The organism is Acinetobacter sp. HZNU-JH01 (genome assembly GCF_037996845.1).
GTDB lineage: Bacteria > Pseudomonadota > Gammaproteobacteria > Pseudomonadales > Moraxellaceae > Acinetobacter > Acinetobacter haemolyticus.
This window is the reverse complement of record NZ_JBBMZX010000001.1, coordinates 2,741,506-2,761,339: the sequence shown is the minus strand read 5'-3', so window position 1 is coordinate 2,761,339 and position 19,834 is coordinate 2,741,506. Positions and strand designations below refer to the sequence as shown.

The following is a 19,834-nucleotide window of genomic DNA, read 5'->3' as shown; positions in this document are numbered from 1 at the left end:
AATATTTTTGACCACTTGTTAAATAAAAACAAAATCTATTAAAAATTATCTGGGTTTTCTAAACGCCTTACCTCTTCTCTCTTGTTTGGATGATGCATTGTTGCTACACCATCATCCATTTTCTGATCTAATAAAACCTCTGGATTATAAATCGTTATTGTTTCACGCCCTAAGCTATCTTCACCAACAATATATTTAAAACCTCTTCGATTCATTTTGTTGCATATACGCTGATACAAACCTTTTAGTCCATTTGTTGCTTCATTCGGATTATAATAAAAAGCATTCATGACCGCTGGTAATCCTAAACCACAAATCACACCAGATAATAAGACGCTGATAAAAGTATATCCAATCAATATACTGCTATAGGCACTCAATGCAGGTATATTGGCAACTGCTAAAATCAGTGCAAGCGAAATCCCACCTCTCACACCGCCCCAAGATAAGATTGTTAAACTACCGTTATAGCTTTTGTTTCTAAAAGAAGGGAAAAGTGAGAAAGCAAGAAAGTTCGCAGCAAAGCGAGATAAATGAAGAATAATGAAAGCAATAATGCCACCAATAATAAGATTAGCACTTAAATCTAAAATAAATAACTCTAAACCAATTAACGTAAATAAAAACGAGTTGATAATTCCCTCGACAGTATGCCAAAAATGATTTACTTCACGTATTTCACGCTGCTCACGAATCTCTTGCCATTTATTACCAACGATTAATCCACCGATAACGCATGCAATTGGTGCGGAAGCGTGTGCAAACAAAGCAACCAGATAGGAACCACTCGCCAGCAAAGCAGTCGTCAAAATTAAGGATTCCATCTCATGCTTGCCACGTAATAAACGTAATATTCCAAAACCAAACGCAAAGCCAATAATTACAGCAACAAAGATTTCATATAATAATGTTTCTAATGTTGATATTAATGAAAAATGCTCACCTTGAATTACGCTAAGTAATGTCATAAATAATGCAATACACATTGCATCATTAAATAATGATTCACCTTCTAGTTTAATCATTAAATGATGTGGTGCACGAATAGAACTCAATACTGCTTTAATTCCAATTGGATCTGTAGCGCCAAGTGCAGCACCTAGTAATAATAATACTGTGATTGGAACAGGATATCCAACGACCCATTGAAATATATATAGCAATCCAGCATAAAAACCGGCACAAAGGACTAAAGCAATGGTTGCTAAAATGCCAATGGGTTTCCAATAGTTCTTTAAGTCTGAGATTTTAAATTTTAATGCAGATGAAGTCAGGATAAAGCAAATTACGCCATTAATTAGAAAATCATAAAAATCAATATCACGCACTGCCGATTCAATATTTTGAATATTAATCGTAATGAACTGATTACCATGCAGTAAGCTTGCTCCCCACTGCAAGATAAAGACTAAAACTGCAGATACTATTGGCACACCAATCGCTTGTGGGAAACCCAATATTCGCTTATTGAAAATCGTGGTTGCAATGGATAATGCAAAAATGACCGTTAATGCTTGTAAAAGAAAGTAGTTACCCATACAACCTCTTTATTTTTTGAGTATAAAAAACATAGTGCTTCAGCTAAAAAATGAAATATAAAAAAATATTGTGTTTTCGTTAAAATCCCAACTCTATTTAATGGAATAATCAACCAACTATTTTAACCTATGCGAAGGTATTACATTGATTAATATCACCTGATTTTAATCCCACTTGAAACCAATGCATACGCTGTTCGCTGGTACCATGAGTAAAACTGTCTGGTACAACTTGCCCTGTTGCTCGACGCTGTAAATAATCATCACCGATTTTTTTAGCAGCATCCATGGCCTCTTCAATATCACCTTGTTCTAAAAATTGGGTCCGTTGATGATTTTTATTCGCCCATATTCCCGCAAAGCAGTCAGCTTGCAACTCTAAACGAACAGAAAGTTGATTGCCCTGTGTTTGGCCAGCTTGCGCACGTGCTTGCTGCACTTGTCCAGAAATACCCAGTAAATTCTGTATATGATGCCCCACCTCATGTGCAATCACATAAGCTTGAGCAAAGTCGCCAGCTTGATCTTTGCGAGAAAGCTCAGTTTGATTTTGTTCACCAGAAATACCCATCTGCTGGCGCATATCTCTAAAGAAAGAAGTATCGATATATACTTTTTGATCTGCTGGGCAATAAAATGGTCCCATCGCAGCTTGAGCAGTTCCACAGCCAGACCTCACCACACCACTAAATAGTACCAGTCGTGGTGGCTGATATGTCATTCCTAGTTGCTGAAAAATAGGTGCCCACGTATCTTCTGTATCTGCGAGTATAGTTCCAACAAAATCACTCGCCTCTTTCTGATCCGCAGTTAAATTTTGTGGTGCTGAAGTCTGTTGAGATGATTGTGAATTCGTTACAGCTTGAGTTGCTTGATAAGCTTGTTGAGGATCGACCCCAAAAAACTTCCATGCAACAAAAGCCACAATTAATCCTAATATACTAATGCCACCTGCCTTTGCTCCGCCACCACGACGATCCTCAAGATTGGTACTAACACGACGACCTTTCCAACGCATAACGACCTCACAATTTATAATGATGACGGCTTAGACTTCAGGCTTATGCTTTTGAACGTAATTTTTGAATAAGGTTTATAATGATCAATACAATAGCTCCGGCAAGCAAACCCACACCTAGATTAATTAAAGTTGGTGTTAAAGCCCCTATAATCGAACCAAAACTCGGTATAAGCTCCAAATGATCAACTGTTTCTTCAGTAAAATGATGTAATAGTGGTATTGTATGCGTGATAATACCGCCACCAACCAAAAACATCGCAACCGTCCCAACTATTGAAAGTGTTTTCATCAGAATGGGAGCAAAACCAAGCAAACCACGACCAATTTTATTTTTTAATTCGGAAGTTTGTTGAGTCAAATATAAACCAAGATCATCAATTTTAACGATCATTGCAACTAAGCCATACACGCCAACCGTCATAACAAGAGCAATCAGGCTTAATACTGTAACTTTAGTCATAAATGCCGCTGTTGCAACAGTACCTAACGAAATCACCACAATTTCAGCGGATAAAATAAAGTCTGTACGTATTGCCCCTTTTATTTTTTCTTTTTCAAACTTAACTAAATCCACCTCTATTTCTTTCAGATTTTCAGATGCAGCTTCAGGTGTTTGAGCTTTTTTATGATGCAGCAGATGCACAACTTTCTCGACACCCTCATAACAGAGGAATAAACCACCCACCATGAGTAAAGGGTTAATTAACCAAGGTGCAATAACACTGATCAAAAGTGCTAAAGGAACGAGAATTAATTTATTAACAAATGACCCTTTGGCAACACTCCAAACTACGGGCAACTCGCGCTCTGAACGTACACCACTGACTTGCTGCGCATTCAAAGCTAAATCATCGCCTAACACACCTGCCGTTTTTTTCGCTGCCATTTTACTCATTACTGCCACATCATCTAATACAGTAGCAATGTCATCGAGCAACATTAACAAACCACTTGCCATATTCTTGTCCTAATTTGTATTTATCTATCATATTGTAGAATTGCTTTAATGATTCACAAGAATATTTTTTGAGAAAAAAGTTAAAGCAATCGCTGACGAAAATTTTTTATTTCCCGTACAATAATGCCAATCTTATATTGATGAAATCACTAAATCTTGGAACATAACATGAGTAATGCTGATCATCGCCCAATTATTTTGACAGGCGACCGCCCTACTGGCCAACTTCACCTCGGACATTTTGTCGGTTCATTACGCTCTCGTGTAGGTTTACAAGACAGTCATCACCAACACCTTCTATTGGCTGATGCTCAAGCGCTTACAGATAATGCCGACAATCCAGACAAGGTTCGCAATAATATTTTGCAAGTCGCCCTCGACTATTTAGCAGTTGGGATCGACCCAACCAAAACCACTATTTGTGTACAATCATGCTTGCCAGCGCTCAATGAGCTGACCATGATCTATCTTAACTATGTCACAGTAGCACGTTTAGAACGCAATCCAACTGTAAAAGCTGAAATCCAATTACGTAATTTCGAACGAGATATCCCAGCAGGTTTCTTGTGTTACCCAATCGCACAGGCTGCAGACATTACTGCATTTAAGGCAACTGTTGTTCCAGTTGGTGAAGATCAACTGCCAATGATTGAACAAACCAATGAGGTCGTACGCCGTATTAATCGTCAAATTGGTCATGACTTATTACCTGAGTGTAAAGCGCTCCTGTCAAACATGGCTCGTTTACCAGGTTTTGATGGCAAAGCGAAAATGTCAAAATCATTGGGTAATACCATTGTATTAAATGCTTCTGATAAAGACATTAAGAAAGCTGTAAATGCAATGTATACGGATCCGAATCATTTACGTATTGAAGATCCAGGTCAAGTAGAAGGTAATATTGTATTTACCTACCTTGATGCTTTTGATCCAAATAAAGAAGAAGTTGAAGAATTAAAAGCACACTATCGTCGTGGTGGCTTAGGCGATGGAGCAGTGAAAAAACGCTTAGAAGGTATTTTACAAGAATTGATCGCGCCAATTCGTGAACGTCGTGCTGAACTTGAAAAAGATCCAGATTACATCATGGATATTCTTAAGCAAGGTACGGAAAAATGTCGTGATATCACTCAGCAAACTTTAGATGAAGTTAAATCTGGACTAGGATTATTCAAGTTTTGATTTAGTCTAAAATATATCGAGAAAGCCCATTTTTTGGGCTTTTTTGTTGCAAATAATTGATTTAAGTCTAATTTAAGAACTTCAATAAAAAATTCAAAACTAACAATTTTTGTCACTTATTAACATCTATTAACATCTATTAACACGAATATGCATGAACTAGATCAAAGTTTTAAATATTATAGCGATGTAGATTAGCAAACACTAATCTCATGACATTTCTCCTTTTCAACCGAAACTGTTTTATGCAGATTCGTTGTTCAACGCAATGATCACCCCAATCATTGCGTTTTTTTTGCTTATAATATTGTGATTAATATCAGTTGAAATTAGGCTGACTTAGATTTATCTTATAACTGTTTTATTTATATAAAAATCTATTAAATATTTCAAAAAGAAATAAGAGTAATTTCGATGATTTTAGATCTCCTAACACACCCTTCAAATTTTATTTTTACTATTGCGCTACTACTATGTTTATTTATTGGTGTTCTTGAAATTTTCCTACTCTTGCTCGGCGGTAGCTCTAGTTTTTTCGAGCAATTTTTACCAGACAGTTTATCAGATGTAAATCAAGCAGATGTTTCGCTTGAACACTCAAACAATGTGTTTATTCAATTTCTTGAATGGCTCTATTTAGGCAAAGTTCCATTACTCATTTGGCTGATTATTTTCTTAGCGGCTTATGGATTAACAGGCTTAATCATTCAAGATATTTTCTACCACCTGACTGAACATTATTTTTCAGCATGGTTAATTGCACCAGCCAGCTTATTTTTGTGTATGCCAATCGTTCGATTTAGTGCAAAATTCATCGCAAGAATTATTCCTAAAGATGAAACTACAGCCATTCATAGTGATGATTTAATTGGCCTCACTGCACATATTGTTTTAGGTGATGCAAAGCCTAATTCCCCTGCTCAAGCCAAAGTCAAAGATCAATTTGGTCAGACACATTATGTTTTAGTCGAACCAGAACTTGATACTATCTTTTATCAAGGCCAAGACGTTATTTTAACGCAAAAAACCAAAATCGGCTTTCAAGCCATTGCTACATAATCTTTATTAAAGTGTTTACATAGAGGGTTTTTAAATGCTTACTTCAGCATTGACTGAAATTTTAATTATTACCGGTATTATTTTCGCTGTACTGATCTTTATTGGGGTGGTGATTGCTCGATTATATACACGCTCTAGCAAAGAAGTCTCTTTTGTTCGTACAGGTTGGGGTGGAGAAAAAGTGATTTTAAATGGCGGTGCAATTGTACTTCCTGTTTTACACGAAATTATTCCAGTAAATATGAATACCTTACGCCTAGAAGTGAAACGTGCTGCAGATCAAGCACTTATCACCCGTGATCGTATGCGTGTTGATGTGATGGCTGAGTTCTATGTTCGTGTTAAGCCAACTGCTGAATCGATTGCGACAGCAGCGCAAACATTAGGTCGAAAAACTATGTCTCCTCCTGAGCTGAAAGATTTGGTTGAGGGGAAATTTGTCGACTCACTTCGTGCTGTTGCGGCTGAAATGGCGATGGAAGAGTTACACGAGAAACGTGTCGATTTTGTGCAAAAAGTCCAACAAGTGGTTTCTGAGGACCTATCGAAAAATGGTTTAGAGCTTGAAACCGTATCATTAACAGGTCTAGATCAAACTAGCTTTAAATTTTTCAACCCACAAAATGCCTTCGATGCTGAGGGTTTAACCAAACTTACAGAAACCATCGAAGATCGTCGTAAGAAGCGTAATGACATCGAACAAGATACTGATCTTGCCATTCGTGCGAAAGACTTAGAAGCTGAACGTAGAAGATTAGAAATTTCTCGCGAAGAAGAATACGCAAAACTGCAACAAGAACGTGAGATTTCGATTCGTAGAGCTGAACAACTTGCTGAGATCGCGTCACAAGAAGCTGGTAAAAAACGTGAAGCTGAAGAAGCTCGTATTGCTGCAGAACGTGAAGTTGAGTTGAAAAGAATTGCTGCTGCCCGTGATGTTGAGAATGAAAATATTCAAAAATCACAATTGATTGAAAAGGCACAGGTTGAACAAAAGAAAACCATTGAGCTTGCGGAACAAGATCGAGCAATCGCGATTGCAGAAAAGTCACGTGCTGAATCTGAAGCAAAAGCGCAAGCAGATAAAGCACGTGCTGAAGCAGTCAAAGCTGAAGAAGAAGTTGTAACTGTACGTGAAACCCAACGCGCGGAACGTCAAAAAGCCGTCGAGTTGGTTGCAGCAAAACAAACAGCAGAAAAAGATGCGATTGCAATTACGGTAGCAGCCGATGCGGGTAAAAAGGCAGCGGCAGATGAAGCTGAAGCTGTACGTATTGCTGCTGAAGCTGATGCTGAAAAGATTCGCTTAAAAGCTAAAGGTGAAGCCGATGCTAAAATATTGCTTGCTCAAGCTTTAGAGAAACAGTATCAAGTTGATGCGGAAGGTGCTCGTGCAGTCAATGAAGCGGCCAATACTCTTTCTGCTGAGCAAGTAGAAATGCAAGTGCGCTTAGCATTGCTCAAACATCTACCAGATATTATTCGTGAAAGTGTTAAACCAATGGAAAATATTGACGATATCAAGATTTTACAGGTTAATGGTTTAAATGGTTTTGCTGGTGGTTCTGCTGTGTCAGGTGATAATGCGGAACACGGCACAACTGCTTCATTATCCGATCAGGTGGTGAATAGTGCCCTACGCTATCGCTCACAAGCACCCCTCATTGATAGCTTAATGAATGAATTAGGCTTACAAGGTGGCGATATCAATGGTTTAACTCAAGGGTTGAAACCAAAGGCTGAATAAAAAATTTTAGTGCATAAAGAGCCTTATTCATAAGGCTCTTTTTTTATGAGAATCAAAGTACACTATCAAAAATTTGACCAATAAAAAAACCCCAATGTCTCCATTGAGGTTTTCTCAGATTAAAGTCTAACGAATTACGCTAAACCTTTCTCTTTCAATACTTGCATCATTGTTGAACCAAGCTCAGCTGGGCTACGAGTGTAAGCCATTCCCGCACGTTCAAATGCAGCAAATTTCTCTTCTGCAGTACCTTGACCACCAGAAATGATCGCACCAGCGTGACCCATACGCTTACCTTTAGGCGCAGTTACACCTGCGATGTAACCCACTACAGGCTTAGTCACGTTAGACTTGATGAATTCAGCAGCTTCTTCTTCTGCTGTACCACCGATCTCACCGATCATGATGATTGCATCAGTATCTGGATCGTCTTGGAACAATTGAAGCGCTTCAATCTGGTTCATACCTGGGATTGGGTCACCACCGATACCGATACAAGTAGACTGACCTAAACCAAGCTTAGTTGTTTGAGCAACAGCTTCATAAGTCAATGTACCTGAACGTGAGATGATACCAATACGACCTGGTTGGTGGATGTGACCAGGCATAATACCGATCTTACATTCACCTGGAGTGATCACGCCTGGGCAGTTAGGACCAACTAAACGAGTACCGTTACCGTTAGTTTCCAAGTAGCGTTTAGCTTTAAGCATGTCGATTGTTGGAACACCTTCAGTGATCACAACGATTAGGCCAACACCTGAATCAACTGCTTCAACGATTGAGTCTAAAACGAATGGAGCTGGTACATAGATAACAGAAGCATCAGCTTGAGTTTCACGAACTGCTTCTTTCATTGTGTTGAATACAGGTAGGTCAAGGTGAGTCGTTCCACCTTTACCTGGAGTAACACCACCAACAACTTTTGTACCGTAGTCTAAAGCTTGTGCAGAGTGGAAAGTACCGTTTTTACCAGTAAAACCTTGTACCAATACTTTAGTGTCTTTATTAATTAATACGCTCATGATTGATACTCCTTACGCTTTAACTGCAGCTACAACTTTTTCTGCGGCATCAGATAAACCGTTCGCAGAAATTAATTTCAAACCAGATTCATCAAGTAATTTCGCACCTAACTCAGCGTTGTTACCTTCTAAACGAACAACAACTGGTACAGTTACGTTTACTTCTTGAACCGCTGCAATAATTGCTTCAGCAATCATGTCACAACGTACGATACCACCGAAGATGTTGATTAAAACACCTTGCACAGAAGTATCAGCAAGGATGATTTTGAACGCTTCGATTACGCGCTCTTTAGTTGCGCCGCCACCAACGTCAAGGAAGTTTGCAGGCTGACCACCATAAAGTTTAATGATGTCCATAGTTGCCATTGCAAGACCAGCACCGTTCACCATACAACCGATGTTACCTTCTAAAGCAACATAGTTAAGATCAAATTCAGATGCTTTTAATTCACGCTCATTCTCTTGAGACTTATCACGTAAAGCAGCAACTTTAGGTAAACGGTAAAGCGCGTTAGAGTCGATACCTACTTTCGCGTCTACACATAAAATATCGCCATTTTCACGAACTGAAAGTGGGTTAATTTCAAATAATGCAAAGTCATTTTCTACAAATGCTTGGTAAGCTGCGCCCATAATTTTTACAAATTGGCTCACTTGCTTGTCTTTCAAACCCAAAGCAAACGCAACTTCACGCGCTTGGAATGGTTGTAAGCCAACTAATGGATCAACTTCAACTTTAATAATTTTTTCAGGAGTTTCTTCTGCAACTTTCTCGATTTCTACACCACCTTCGGTAGAAGCCATGAAAGTAATACGACGGCTAGAACGGTCTACAACCGCGCCTAAGTAAAGTTCACGCTCAACTGGGTAAACGTCTTCAGCAACGATAATGCTGTTAACAGGTTGACCATTTGCATCTGTTTGATACGTTACAAGACGAGTACCAATGATGTTGTTCGCGAATTCGATAACATCTTCTTTAGATTTTGCAACTTTAACACCGCCAGCCTTACCACGACCGCCCGCATGAACTTGTGCTTTCATTACAGCGAATTTACCACCAAGCTGTTCAAATGCAGCAACTGCTTCGTCTGCATTGGTTGCCAAGATACCTTCTTGTACTGGCATTCCGTATTCTTTCAATAACGCTTTAGCTTGATACTCATGTAAGTTCATTTAGTTACCTACTATGTTGTTTGGTGTGATTCAGCCCAGTTGTTTTTAGAGCTGGGCTGCTACATATTGAGTAAATGAAAGTCTAAATAAGACCATCATCATCATTTAAAAAAGTGTGGCAAGCCACACTTTTTGTTTATTTACGCTTGCGTTGAATTGCGTGGATTGCACGACCATCAACAGAAAGCGCCGCTTCATGTACAACTTCAGAGAATGTTGGGTGACCAAAAGTCATCAATTGCAAATCTTCAACTGAAGATACAAATTCGAGTGCGATCATACCTTGGTGTACGATGTCAGACGCATTTGGACCAACAACGTGCATACCTAATAGACGATCAGTTTTTGCATCAGCAACAAACTTAACAAAACCGGCAGTATCACCTGCAGCCAATGCACGTCCGTTCACCGCAAATGGGAATTGACCTGCTTTAACTTCGTGGCCTTTTTCTTTTGCTTGTTCTTCGGTTAAACCAACCCAAGCTGCTTCTGGATGCGTATAAATAACGCTGATGATTGTGTCATAGTTCACTTGAGCAGCATGACCGTGAATACGCTCAACAGCCATTACACCCTCTTCCATTGCTTTATGTGCAAGCATTGGACCACGAACTAAATCACCAATTGCATAAACACCTTCAACAGATGTTTGGCACTGATCATTCACATCAACTAAACCGCGTTCAGTGAGTTTAATGCCAGAATCTTCTGCCAATAAACCTTCTGCATATGCTTTACGGCCTACACATACGATTAACTTGTCAAAAACTTGTTCTTTGTCTTCACCAGCTTGGTTATATTTAACCGTTACTTCGCGACCATTGGTTTCAGCACCAGAAACTTTTGCACCGATACGAATATCTAAACCTTGTTTTTTCAAGATTTTTTGATATTCCTTCGCCAATGCTTTATCAGCCATTGGTAAGAATGCATCTAATGCTTCAAACACAACAACTTCAGAACCAAGACGACGCCATACAGAACCAAGCTCAAGACCGATAACACCTGCACCGATGACACCAAGACGCTTAGGAACTTCTGGGAATTTCAATGCGCCAGTAGAATCAACAATTAAATCTTCATCTACAGGAGCAACAGGAATGTTTACAGGTACAGAACCCGTCGCAAGAATGACGTATTTCGGTTCTAAAACTTGTACATCACCTTCAAATGGTGTGAATTCTACTTTTTTACCTGCAAGTAATTTACCTGTACCTTGTAACCACTCGATACCATTACCTTTAAGTAACTGAGCAACACCACCAGTTAATTGTTCAACGACTTTGTCTTTACGTGCTAACAAAGTGTTTAAATCAAATTTAACTTCACCAGTCGTAATGCCGTGTTCAGCAAGTTCGTGAACAGTTGCTTCGTAACGGTGAGAAGAGTCAAGTAATGCTTTAGAAGGGATACAACCCACGTTTAAGCAGGTACCACCCAAAGACGGTTTGCCGTTGTGGATACGTTTTTCAATACATGCAACTTTAAAACCTAGTTGTGCAGCACGAATCGCTGCTTCATAACCACCAGGTCCACCGCCAATAACAACAAGATCAAACTGTTGAGACATTTTTATCTCCAAAATCCCATATAAAGGATCACTTTATATGGGAGGCAATATTTGTAGTATTAAAGATCAAGAATGAGTTTAGCTGGCTCTTCTAACAATTCTTTGATTGTTACCAAGAAACCTACAGCTTCTTTACCATCGATTAAACGGTGGTCATAAGAAAGTGCTAAGTACATCATTGGCAAGATTTCAACTTGACCATTCACAGCCATTGGACGTTCTTGGATTTTATGCATACCCAAAATCGCAGTTTGTGGTTGGTTTAAGATCGGCGTTGAAAGCAATGAACCAAACGTACCACCATTAGTAATTGTGAACGTACCACCCGTCATTTCTTCAATCGATAATTTACCTTCACGTGCTTTACCAGCATAAGCAGCGATACCGCTTTCAACTTCAGCATAGTTCATACGATCAGTATCACGAAGGATAGGCACAACTAGACCACGGTCACTTGATACTGCAACACCGATGTCATAGAAACCGTGATAAACGATATCATCACCATCAATAGATGCATTTACAGCTGGGTAACGCTTTAACGCTTCAGTTGCTGCTTTAACAAAGAAAGACATAAAGCCTAAACGAGCACCATGACGTTTTTCGAAAGCATCTTTATATTGCTTACGCATTTCCATGATTGGCTTCATGTTAACTTCGTTGAACGTGGTTAACATTGCAGTTTGTTGCGTAGCAGCCAATAAACGTTCAGCAACACGCTTACGTAAACGAGTCATTGGAACACGTTTCTCGATGCGCTCGCCTACAGCAACGCTTAATGGTTGAACTGATGCAGCTGGCTTATGGTTTGCAACATCTTCTTTGGTGATGCGACCACCACGGCCAGTACCTTGTACATCAGCAGCATTGATACCTGTTTCAGATAACGCTTTACGAACTGCAGGCGCTTGGTTTTGATCAACTGCTTGAGTTGACGCAGCAGCAGGTGCAGATGCAGCAGGTGCCGCTTCTACTGGTGCAGCAGCTTCAGGAGCAGCTGCAGAAACAGCACCAGCTTCGAATTGAGCGATAACTTCGTCAGAAAGAACGGTATCACCTTCATCTTTAACGATTGCAACTAAGCTACCATCAGCTGGAGCAACCACTTCTAAAACAACTTTATCGGTTTCAATGTCACAGATCACTTCATCACGTGATACAGGTTCACCTACTTTCTTGTGCCAAGTTGCGATCGTACCGTCAGCAACTGACTCTGGAAATACCGGTGCTTTAATTTCGGTTGCCATTATTTAGAATCTCCTGATTGTTCAACTTCAATCGCAAGTGCGTCGTTGATAAGCTGAGCTTGTTGTTTTGCATGCAGGTAAGGCGAGCCACAAGCAGGTGCGGCAGATGCTTCACGACCAGCATAGCTAATACGAATTTGTTTACCAGATTTAAGAACGTCTTCATACAAACGAGGAACGATGAATAACCAAGCGCCTTGGTTCTTCGGTTCTTCTTGTGCCCAAACAAGTTCTTCGATGTTTGGATACTGAGCCATCACTTCAGCTAAGCGCTGTTCTGGATAAGGATACAATTGCTCGATACGAACAAGCGCAATATGGTTTAAACCAAGCTCACGACGCTTTTCGAGTAAATCGTAATAAACCTTACCGCCACAAAGCACTAAACGAGTGACACCAGCTTTGTTGATTTGATCCACTTCATCGATCACAGTTTGGAATGAACCATTTGCCAATTCATCTAAAGATGAAACAGCAAGTTTGTGACGTAATAAAGATTTCGGTGACATCACGATCATCGGCTTACGGATTGGACGAACAGCCTGACGACGTAACGCATGGAAAATTTGTGCTGGCGTTGTTGGTGTAATCACTTGCATATTGTCTTCTGCACAAAGCTGCAAGAAACGCTCTAAACGTGCAGATGAATGCTCTGGACCTTGACCTTCATAACCATGTGGTAACAACATCGTTAAACCACATACACGCTCCCACTTGGTTTCACCAGAAGCGATGAATTGGTCAATTACAACTTGTGCACAGTTTGCGAAGTCACCAAATTGTGCTTCCCAAACAATTAAACTTTTTGGCAAAGTTGTGGCATAGCCATATTCAAAAGCAAGTACAGCTTCTTCTGACAATAAAGAGTCATAAACCGCAACACGTGGTTGATTTTCTTTAATGTGACACAGTGGAATGTAAACAGATCCATCCACTTGGTTATGTAACTTAGCGTGACGGTGAGAGAATGTACCACGACCAACGTCTTCACCTGTAATACGAACTAAGAAACCATCATCAAGTAAAGTTGCATAAGCTAAAGTTTCAGCCGCACCCCAGTTGAGTGGCATTTCTCCAGTTTGCATTTTAACGCGATCATCAATCACTTTCTGAACTTGACGCTGTAACACAAAGCCTTCCGGCAATGTATTCATCGTTTTACCAAGCTCTTTCAAACGATCAATGTTGAATGTTGTATCCCAAACATCGGTATATTCGTGACCCAAATAAGGTGTCCAATCAACAAACATATGTTTGTTTGGTTGGCGAACCAATGCATTTGCAACATGATTACCTGCTTCTAAATCAGAGCGATAATCTTCAATCATTTGATCCGCACTTGCGCGATCAAGAATTTTTTCTTGTACCAATTGGTCAGCGTATAAAGTACGTGTAGTCGCTTTTTTATTGATGACTTGATACATCAATGGCTGAGTCGCAGATGGCTCATCAGCTTCATTGTGACCACGACGACGATAACAGAACAAGTCTAAAATCACATCTTTGCGGAACTCATGACGGAAATCATGTGCAAGTTGAGTCGCGAAAATGACAGCTTCAGGATCATCACCATTCACGTGGAAAATCGGAGCCTGAATCATTTTAGCAACGTCAGTACAATACTCCGTCGAACGTGTATCACGTGGATCAGATGTCGTAAAACCAACTTGGTTGTTGATCACGATATGAACCGTACCACCGACTGTATAGCCACGTGTCTGTGACATTTGGAAGGTTTCTTGGTTAACACCTTGACCTGCGAATGCCGCATCACCGTGAACAATCACAGGAAGTACATCATCACCACCAATGTCTTTACGACGTACTTGACGCGCACGTACAGAACCTTCAACCACTGGACCAACGATTTCCAAGTGTGATGGGTTAAATGCAAGTGCTAAGTGAACTTCACCACCCGGTGTCATAACATTCGAAGAGAAACCTTGGTGATACTTCACATCACCAGAACCTTTTTTATGCAGGCTCTTCCCTTCAAACTCACCAAATAAGTCAGCCGGGTTTTTACCCATGATGTTGACAAGAAGGTTGAGACGACCACGGTGTGGCATACCAATCACAACTTCTTTACAACCAACACTACCCGCGCGTTGAATGATTTCGTTCATCATTGGAATAAAAGACTCACCGCCCTCTACGCCAAAACGCTTCGCACCAACGAATTTGTTACCAAGATACTTTTCTAGACCTTCCGCAGCAGTTAAACGCTCTAAGAAGCCTTTTTTCTGATCATTGGTAAAATTAAATTTACCGCGCACGCTTTCTAAACGTTGTTGAATCCAACGCTTTTCTTTCGTGTCAACGATATGCATATATTCTGCACCAATTGAACTGCAGTAAATCGCTTCCATTGCCTCAATCATTTCAGACAATGTTGCTTCTGCTTTGCCAATTGCGAGATTACCAGTATTGAATACTGTATCTAGGTCTGATTTGGTTAAACCGTGAGCTGATAAATCGAGGTCAGGAACATTTTCACGTTTCGCAAGACCTAATGGATCGAGTTTAGCTTTTTGATGACCACGGTTACGATACGCAGCGATGAGTTGTAAAACACCAATTTGACGACGCTCATGCTCAGTACTCACGGTACTTTGTACCATTGGTTGTACCCGATTCGCATTGCGTCCTAACAAAAGGAACTGTTCGCGTACATTACCGTGTGGTTGATCACCTTTAGGGTATTTGTCGAAGTATTCACGCCAATCCTCAGAAACTAAGGTTGGCGATGATAGGTACAGCTCGTAAAGATCTTCAATATAAGCTGCACTATCAGCAGAAAGTTCAGTGTCAAGACGCAGCGCGTCAGCAACTTCTTGCATTTTTGGACCCATTTCCTATTGCAAAAAATAATTCGGGCTGCCTTTTAAGCATACCCATGATTCATAATGTCAAATTGGTAACAAGACACTACCGCCCAAGGTCTTTCGACCTCAGGTCATCATTACTACACATCAGGAGTAATCCTTTGATGTAATAAATGAGCTATGCACCTCTGAACGCAAGGCACATAACTCATTCTTATACTCGATAGAATCGAGCAATTTTTTGCAAATCATTTTAGAAAAATTAAATAATTTTTTAACTTTTCTAAAATAACTTTTCAGCTGCAAAATTTTAATATTTAAATGATGCAATTTCTCCTATAACAAGGATACGCTCATTTTGGGTTTTTAGCTGTGGCAGAAATGCTAACATGTTATCAAGCTCGGATTGATTTTTTTGACACATACCATCTATAAAGCAGCGAAATACATACAACAAATTATGCTCTAATATACCGCCCTTTTTATGAAAGTTGCGCTTTTATCGACCAAAGTTTAACAATCGCTACAATTCTTGCACAAACTTCACGCACAGCGATCAAAAAGACAGCAGCAATAAACTTATTCATTTAATCAATTTGATTTAACAGCAAAACCAATAATTGATATTTTCACTCTCAAACAACAATAGCTCTTACCAAAAGTGTCTTTAAATAGAAAAAGGAGGCCAATACAAAGCCTCCTTTTTTTGTTGGAAAAACGAATTATCCCGCTTGATCCAACAACATATTACGAATGTGACCAATTGCCTTTGTCGGGTTCAGACCTTTAGGACATACAGATACACAGTTCATGATTCCCTTACAACGGAACAAAGAGAATGGATCATCTAAACGAGCCAAACGTTCTTGCGTTGCTGTATCGCGAGAATCAATAATAAAGCGATATGCATTTAACAACGCTGATGGTCCAAGGAACTTATCAGGGTTCCACCAGAATGATGGACAAGACGTTGAACAACATGCACAAAGAATACATTCATACAAACCATCTAAGTGCTCACGCTCTTCTTGAGACTGTAGACGCTCTTTTGGTGGAGCTGGCTGGTTGTTAATCAAGAATGGCTGAATTTTGTTATATTGATCGTAGAACTGGTTCATATCTACAACCAAGTCTTTTACCACTGGTAAACCAGGCAAAGGACGAATCACAATTTTCTCAGGTAGGTCGTTTAAATTCCATAAACAAGCCAAACCATTTTTACCATTGATGTTTACACCATCCGAACCACAAATACCTTCACGGCATGAACGACGGAACGTTAATGTTTCATCTTGAACTTTCAACGCAAGTAACGCATCAAGCAACATACGATGCTTATCCGTTAACTCAAGTTTAAAAGTTTGCATGTACGGCGCTTTGTCCTTATCAGGATCATAGCGGTAGATTTCGAATGTACGAGTGCCTCTACTCATCTTTGTTCTCCCGATTAGAATGTACGTGGTTTTGGTTCAATTGCTTCAACCGTTAATGGGCTGAAACGTACTGGCTTATATTCAAGACGGTTGTCTGATGAGTACCATAATGTATGCTTCATCCACTCATCATCACGACGACCGTAAGAATAAGTTGGGTGATCAGGTGCTAACTCATAGTCAACAACCGTATGCGCACCACGACACTCTTTACGAGCAGCAGCAGAAATCAAGGTTGCTTTCGCAACTTCATACAAGTTTTCCACTTCTAATGCTTCTACACGCGCAGTGTTAAATACCTTAGATTTGTCTTTCAAGTGAATATTGCGAACACGTGGTTCAATCGCAAGGATCTCTTTCACACCCTTGTCAAGTAATGCCTGTGTACGGAATACACCAGCATGATCTTGTACGATATCACGAATCGCATCAGCAACTTCTTGTGCATTTTCACCAGATGTAGACTCATCTAATTTACGCACACGCGCCAAGGTATTTTCTAGCACATCATTTGGTAATGGTGCATAGTCATCACCGTGATGCTTAGTTACATAATCAATGATATGTTCACCAGCAGCTTTACCAAATACCACAAGGTCAAGCAACGAGTTCGTACCTAAACGGTTTGCACCATGTACAGATACACAAGAACACTCACCAATTGCATAGAAACCTTTAACTGGTTTCACATAATCACGTGTACCTTTATAGGTATATTCTTTCGTGTCTTTATCATAATGCGCAGAGAACTCACCCTCTTCAACACCATGTGGCACAACCACTTGACCATGAATATTGGTTGGAATACCACCCATTTGATAATGGATTGTTGGCACAACTGGGATTGGTTCTTTGGTGCAGTCAACGTTTGCGAATTTCTTACCGATCTCAAATACAGATGGAAGACGCTTCATAATCGTTTCAGCACCCAAATGCGTCATATCTAATAAGATATAATCTGCTTTTGGACCACAACCACGACCTTCTTTAATCTCTTGGTCCATTGAACGTGATACGAAATCACGAGGAGCCAAGTCTTTTAAAGTTGGTGCATAACGTTCCATGAACGGTTCGCCGTCTTTGTTACGAAGGATACCACCTTCACCACGACAACCTTCTGTCAACAATACACCCGCGCCCGCAACACCTGTTGGGTGGAACTGCCAGAACTCCATATCTTGCAATGGAATACCTGCACGCGCAGCCATACCAAGACCGTCACCAGTATTGATATAAGCATTGGTTGATGCACGATACACACGACCCGCACCACCTGTAGCAAATAATGTAGCTTTCGCTTGGAATACTGCAATATTACCTGTTTCTTGATCGTATGCAGTTACACCAAGTACATCACCTGCTTCATTACGGATTAAATCTAATGCAATCCATTCAACGAAGAACTGAGTACCCATTTTCACGTTGCTTTGATAAAGCGTATGAAGCAATGCATGCCCAGTACGGTCAGCAGCAGCACAAGCACGTGGGACCGCTTTTTCACCATAGTTTGCAGAGTGACCACCAAATGGACGTTGATAAATCGTTCCATCTTCGTTACGGTCAAACGGCATACCCAAGTGTTCAAGCTCATATACAACTTTTGGCGCTTCACGCGTCATGAACTCGATAGCGTCCTGATCACCTAACCAGTCAGAACCTTTTACCGTGTCATAGAAGTGATAGTGCCAGTTATCTTCTTGCATGTTACCTAACGACGCACCGATACCACCTTGAGCAGCAACTGTATGCGAACGTGTTGGGAATACTTTGGTTAATACTGCAACCTTCAAACCCGCTTGAGCAAGTTGGTAAGCTGCACGCATACCAGAACCACCACCACCAACGATGACTGCATCGAATGATAAGGTCTGGATGTTTGAATAATTTTCATTAGGGGTAGTTGCCATGATCTCTTCCTATCAATTTGCCCAGAAAATCTGGATACCCCAGATTGCGTACACGAACACTGAAATAATGACAGCAGAAGTCAACACAAGGCGTAAGCCTGAAGCCGAAGGCCCCATTTGACGAGTCGTTACATAGTCAGTAAAGACTTGCCACATCCCAATCCATGCGTGAGCAACAAGTGATAGAACAGCTAATAAAGAAAAAATCTTCATTGGCAAAGTCAGCATAAAGCCAGCCCATTGTTCATAACCGAAGCCACTGTTACAAAGGATCCAACCCAGAATAACAACGGTATATGCTGCTAAAACCACAGCACTGACACGTTGGATATACCAATCGCGAGAACCCGAACCTGTTAAACCTGTAGCACTTTTCATTAGAACATAATCCATACAAAAGCTGCGACAATACTGATCACAGATAAGATCAACGAAACTGTAGCCGCAATACGACCACTTTGTAACTCCTCGGCAAAACCTAGGTCTGCAAGAAGATGTTTAATCCCTGCAATAAAGTGGAAAAGTAAACCTGCTACAAATACCCATACGATGAAACGTACAAAGATATTTCCGAATACGACATTTTTAACGTAGTCAAATCCTTCTGGTGAAGATAAAGATTTATCCAAAATCCATAAAAGAACAGCGACTAATAAGAAAACGATTACACCTGATAGACGGTGTAGAATTGATGCAATAGCCACGGGTGAGCGTAAATTTACCGCTAACACCTGACCCATGGACAAATTGACAGGTCTGTTGCTTTTCACAGCGGGCATCCTGTAGGTAGAAACTCCAACTGGAGTTTGTTTGAATTAATTCAAAGGAAAGCTGGCATTGTCAGGCAAGCACAGCACATGCCTAACCTATATAACGACACCGAATTATAAGACGTGAAATATCAAAATACAAACAATCAACTTTCGCTTTAGTCTAAAAAAGCTATAAATAAGAATCATTCACGCAAATAATTATATCACCAACATACAAATACCAGCAAAAAACAAACCATCCAATTGTTTTATAAATAATTTTTTAAAAACGTGTAATTTTATCAATTACCACCTATTTGCTAACGTTTTTCTATTTTATTTCATCAAATATTCATAGTTTTCAGCTTAAGATTGAACTGAATCTATCAAT

15 protein-coding genes are annotated in these 19,834 nt (G+C 40.1%); 3 read left to right on the top strand and 12 right to left on the bottom strand.

Annotation, left to right across the window (positions count from 1 at the left end):
• Window positions 1-38 precede the first annotated feature (38 nt).
• The 3 genes from AAC851_RS13115 to AAC851_RS13105 all read right to left on the bottom strand — a co-directional run bounded on the left by AAC851_RS13115 (window position 39) and on the right by AAC851_RS13105 (window position 3,517).
• Entirely contained in the window at window positions 39-1,538 is a 1,500-nt protein-coding gene (locus tag AAC851_RS13115; protein ID WP_151211684.1) for a cation:proton antiporter, read from the bottom strand.
• Window positions 1,539-1,665: 127 nt separating this feature from the next.
• A complete protein-coding gene (ypfJ, locus tag AAC851_RS13110) occupies window positions 1,666-2,556 on the bottom strand; it encodes a KPN_02809 family neutral zinc metallopeptidase (protein WP_004640318.1) in 891 nt (296 codons plus the stop codon).
• Between the two features lie 43 nt (window positions 2,557-2,599).
• Window positions 2,600-3,517 carry a DUF808 domain-containing protein gene (locus AAC851_RS13105; protein ID WP_151211683.1) on the bottom strand — a complete coding sequence of 306 codons (918 nt, stop codon included), beginning with the start codon at window positions 3,515-3,517 and terminating at the stop codon, window positions 2,600-2,602.
• A gap of 168 nt (window positions 3,518-3,685) precedes the next feature.
• Between AAC851_RS13105 and trpS the strand changes: the two genes are divergently transcribed.
• From trpS to AAC851_RS13090, 3 genes are all read left to right on the top strand, one after another.
• On the top strand, window positions 3,686-4,699 hold the full coding sequence (gene trpS, locus AAC851_RS13100) for a tryptophan--tRNA ligase (RefSeq protein ID WP_004640323.1): 1,014 nt from the start codon (window positions 3,686-3,688) through the stop codon (window positions 4,697-4,699).
• A 414-nt stretch (window positions 4,700-5,113) separates the two neighbouring features.
• Window positions 5,114-5,758 carry a YqiJ family protein gene (locus AAC851_RS13095; protein ID WP_004640325.1) on the top strand — a complete coding sequence of 215 codons (645 nt, stop codon included), beginning with the start codon at window positions 5,114-5,116 and terminating at the stop codon, window positions 5,756-5,758.
• Window positions 5,759-5,792: 34 nt separating this feature from the next.
• Complete coding sequence (locus AAC851_RS13090; RefSeq protein WP_340600936.1) at window positions 5,793-7,505, top strand: flotillin family protein; 1,713 nt, start codon at window positions 5,793-5,795, stop codon at window positions 7,503-7,505.
• Between the two features lie 134 nt (window positions 7,506-7,639).
• Here AAC851_RS13090 and sucD read toward each other — a convergent pair whose 3' ends face one another.
• The 9 genes from sucD to sdhC all read right to left on the bottom strand — a co-directional run bounded on the left by sucD (window position 7,640) and on the right by sdhC (window position 19,470).
• Window positions 7,640-8,530, bottom strand: coding sequence for a succinate--CoA ligase subunit alpha (gene sucD / locus AAC851_RS13085; RefSeq protein WP_004640347.1), 891 nt, complete (start codon window positions 8,528-8,530; stop codon window positions 7,640-7,642).
• A gap of 12 nt (window positions 8,531-8,542) precedes the next feature.
• Window positions 8,543-9,709: an ADP-forming succinate--CoA ligase subunit beta gene (gene sucC, locus AAC851_RS13080; protein ID WP_004640348.1), complete on the bottom strand. Its 1,167-nt coding sequence runs from the start codon at window positions 9,707-9,709 to the stop codon at window positions 8,543-8,545.
• 136 nt (window positions 9,710-9,845) lie between these two features.
• Window positions 9,846-11,279 (bottom strand): dihydrolipoyl dehydrogenase, encoded by a 1,434-nt coding sequence (lpdA, locus tag AAC851_RS13075; protein WP_151211679.1) that lies wholly within the window; start codon window positions 11,277-11,279, stop codon window positions 9,846-9,848.
• Between the two features lie 59 nt (window positions 11,280-11,338).
• Entirely contained in the window at window positions 11,339-12,526 is a 1,188-nt protein-coding gene (odhB, locus tag AAC851_RS13070; protein ID WP_340600935.1) for a 2-oxoglutarate dehydrogenase complex dihydrolipoyllysine-residue succinyltransferase, read from the bottom strand.
• A complete protein-coding gene (locus AAC851_RS13065; protein WP_340600934.1) occupies window positions 12,526-15,366 on the bottom strand; it encodes a 2-oxoglutarate dehydrogenase E1 component in 2,841 nt (946 codons plus the stop codon). Before AAC851_RS13065 ends, odhB begins: the two co-directional genes overlap by 1 nt.
• A 707-nt stretch (window positions 15,367-16,073) precedes the next feature.
• A complete protein-coding gene (locus AAC851_RS13060; RefSeq protein WP_005083000.1) occupies window positions 16,074-16,784 on the bottom strand; it encodes a succinate dehydrogenase iron-sulfur subunit in 711 nt (236 codons plus the stop codon).
• A 14-nt stretch (window positions 16,785-16,798) separates the two neighbouring features.
• Complete coding sequence (sdhA, locus tag AAC851_RS13055) at window positions 16,799-18,694, bottom strand: succinate dehydrogenase flavoprotein subunit (protein WP_171503512.1); 1,896 nt, start codon at window positions 18,692-18,694, stop codon at window positions 16,799-16,801.
• 9 nt (window positions 18,695-18,703) lie between these two features.
• The gene (gene sdhD, locus AAC851_RS13050) at window positions 18,704-19,069 is read right to left on the bottom strand and encodes a succinate dehydrogenase, hydrophobic membrane anchor protein (protein ID WP_005083003.1); all 366 of its coding nucleotides are present in this window, start codon (window positions 19,067-19,069) and stop codon (window positions 18,704-18,706) included.
• Window positions 19,069-19,470, bottom strand: coding sequence for a succinate dehydrogenase, cytochrome b556 subunit (sdhC, locus tag AAC851_RS13045; protein WP_004640364.1), 402 nt, complete (start codon window positions 19,468-19,470; stop codon window positions 19,069-19,071). The genes sdhD and sdhC overlap by 1 nt, the downstream gene beginning before the upstream one ends.
• Window positions 19,471-19,834 lie beyond the last annotated feature (364 nt).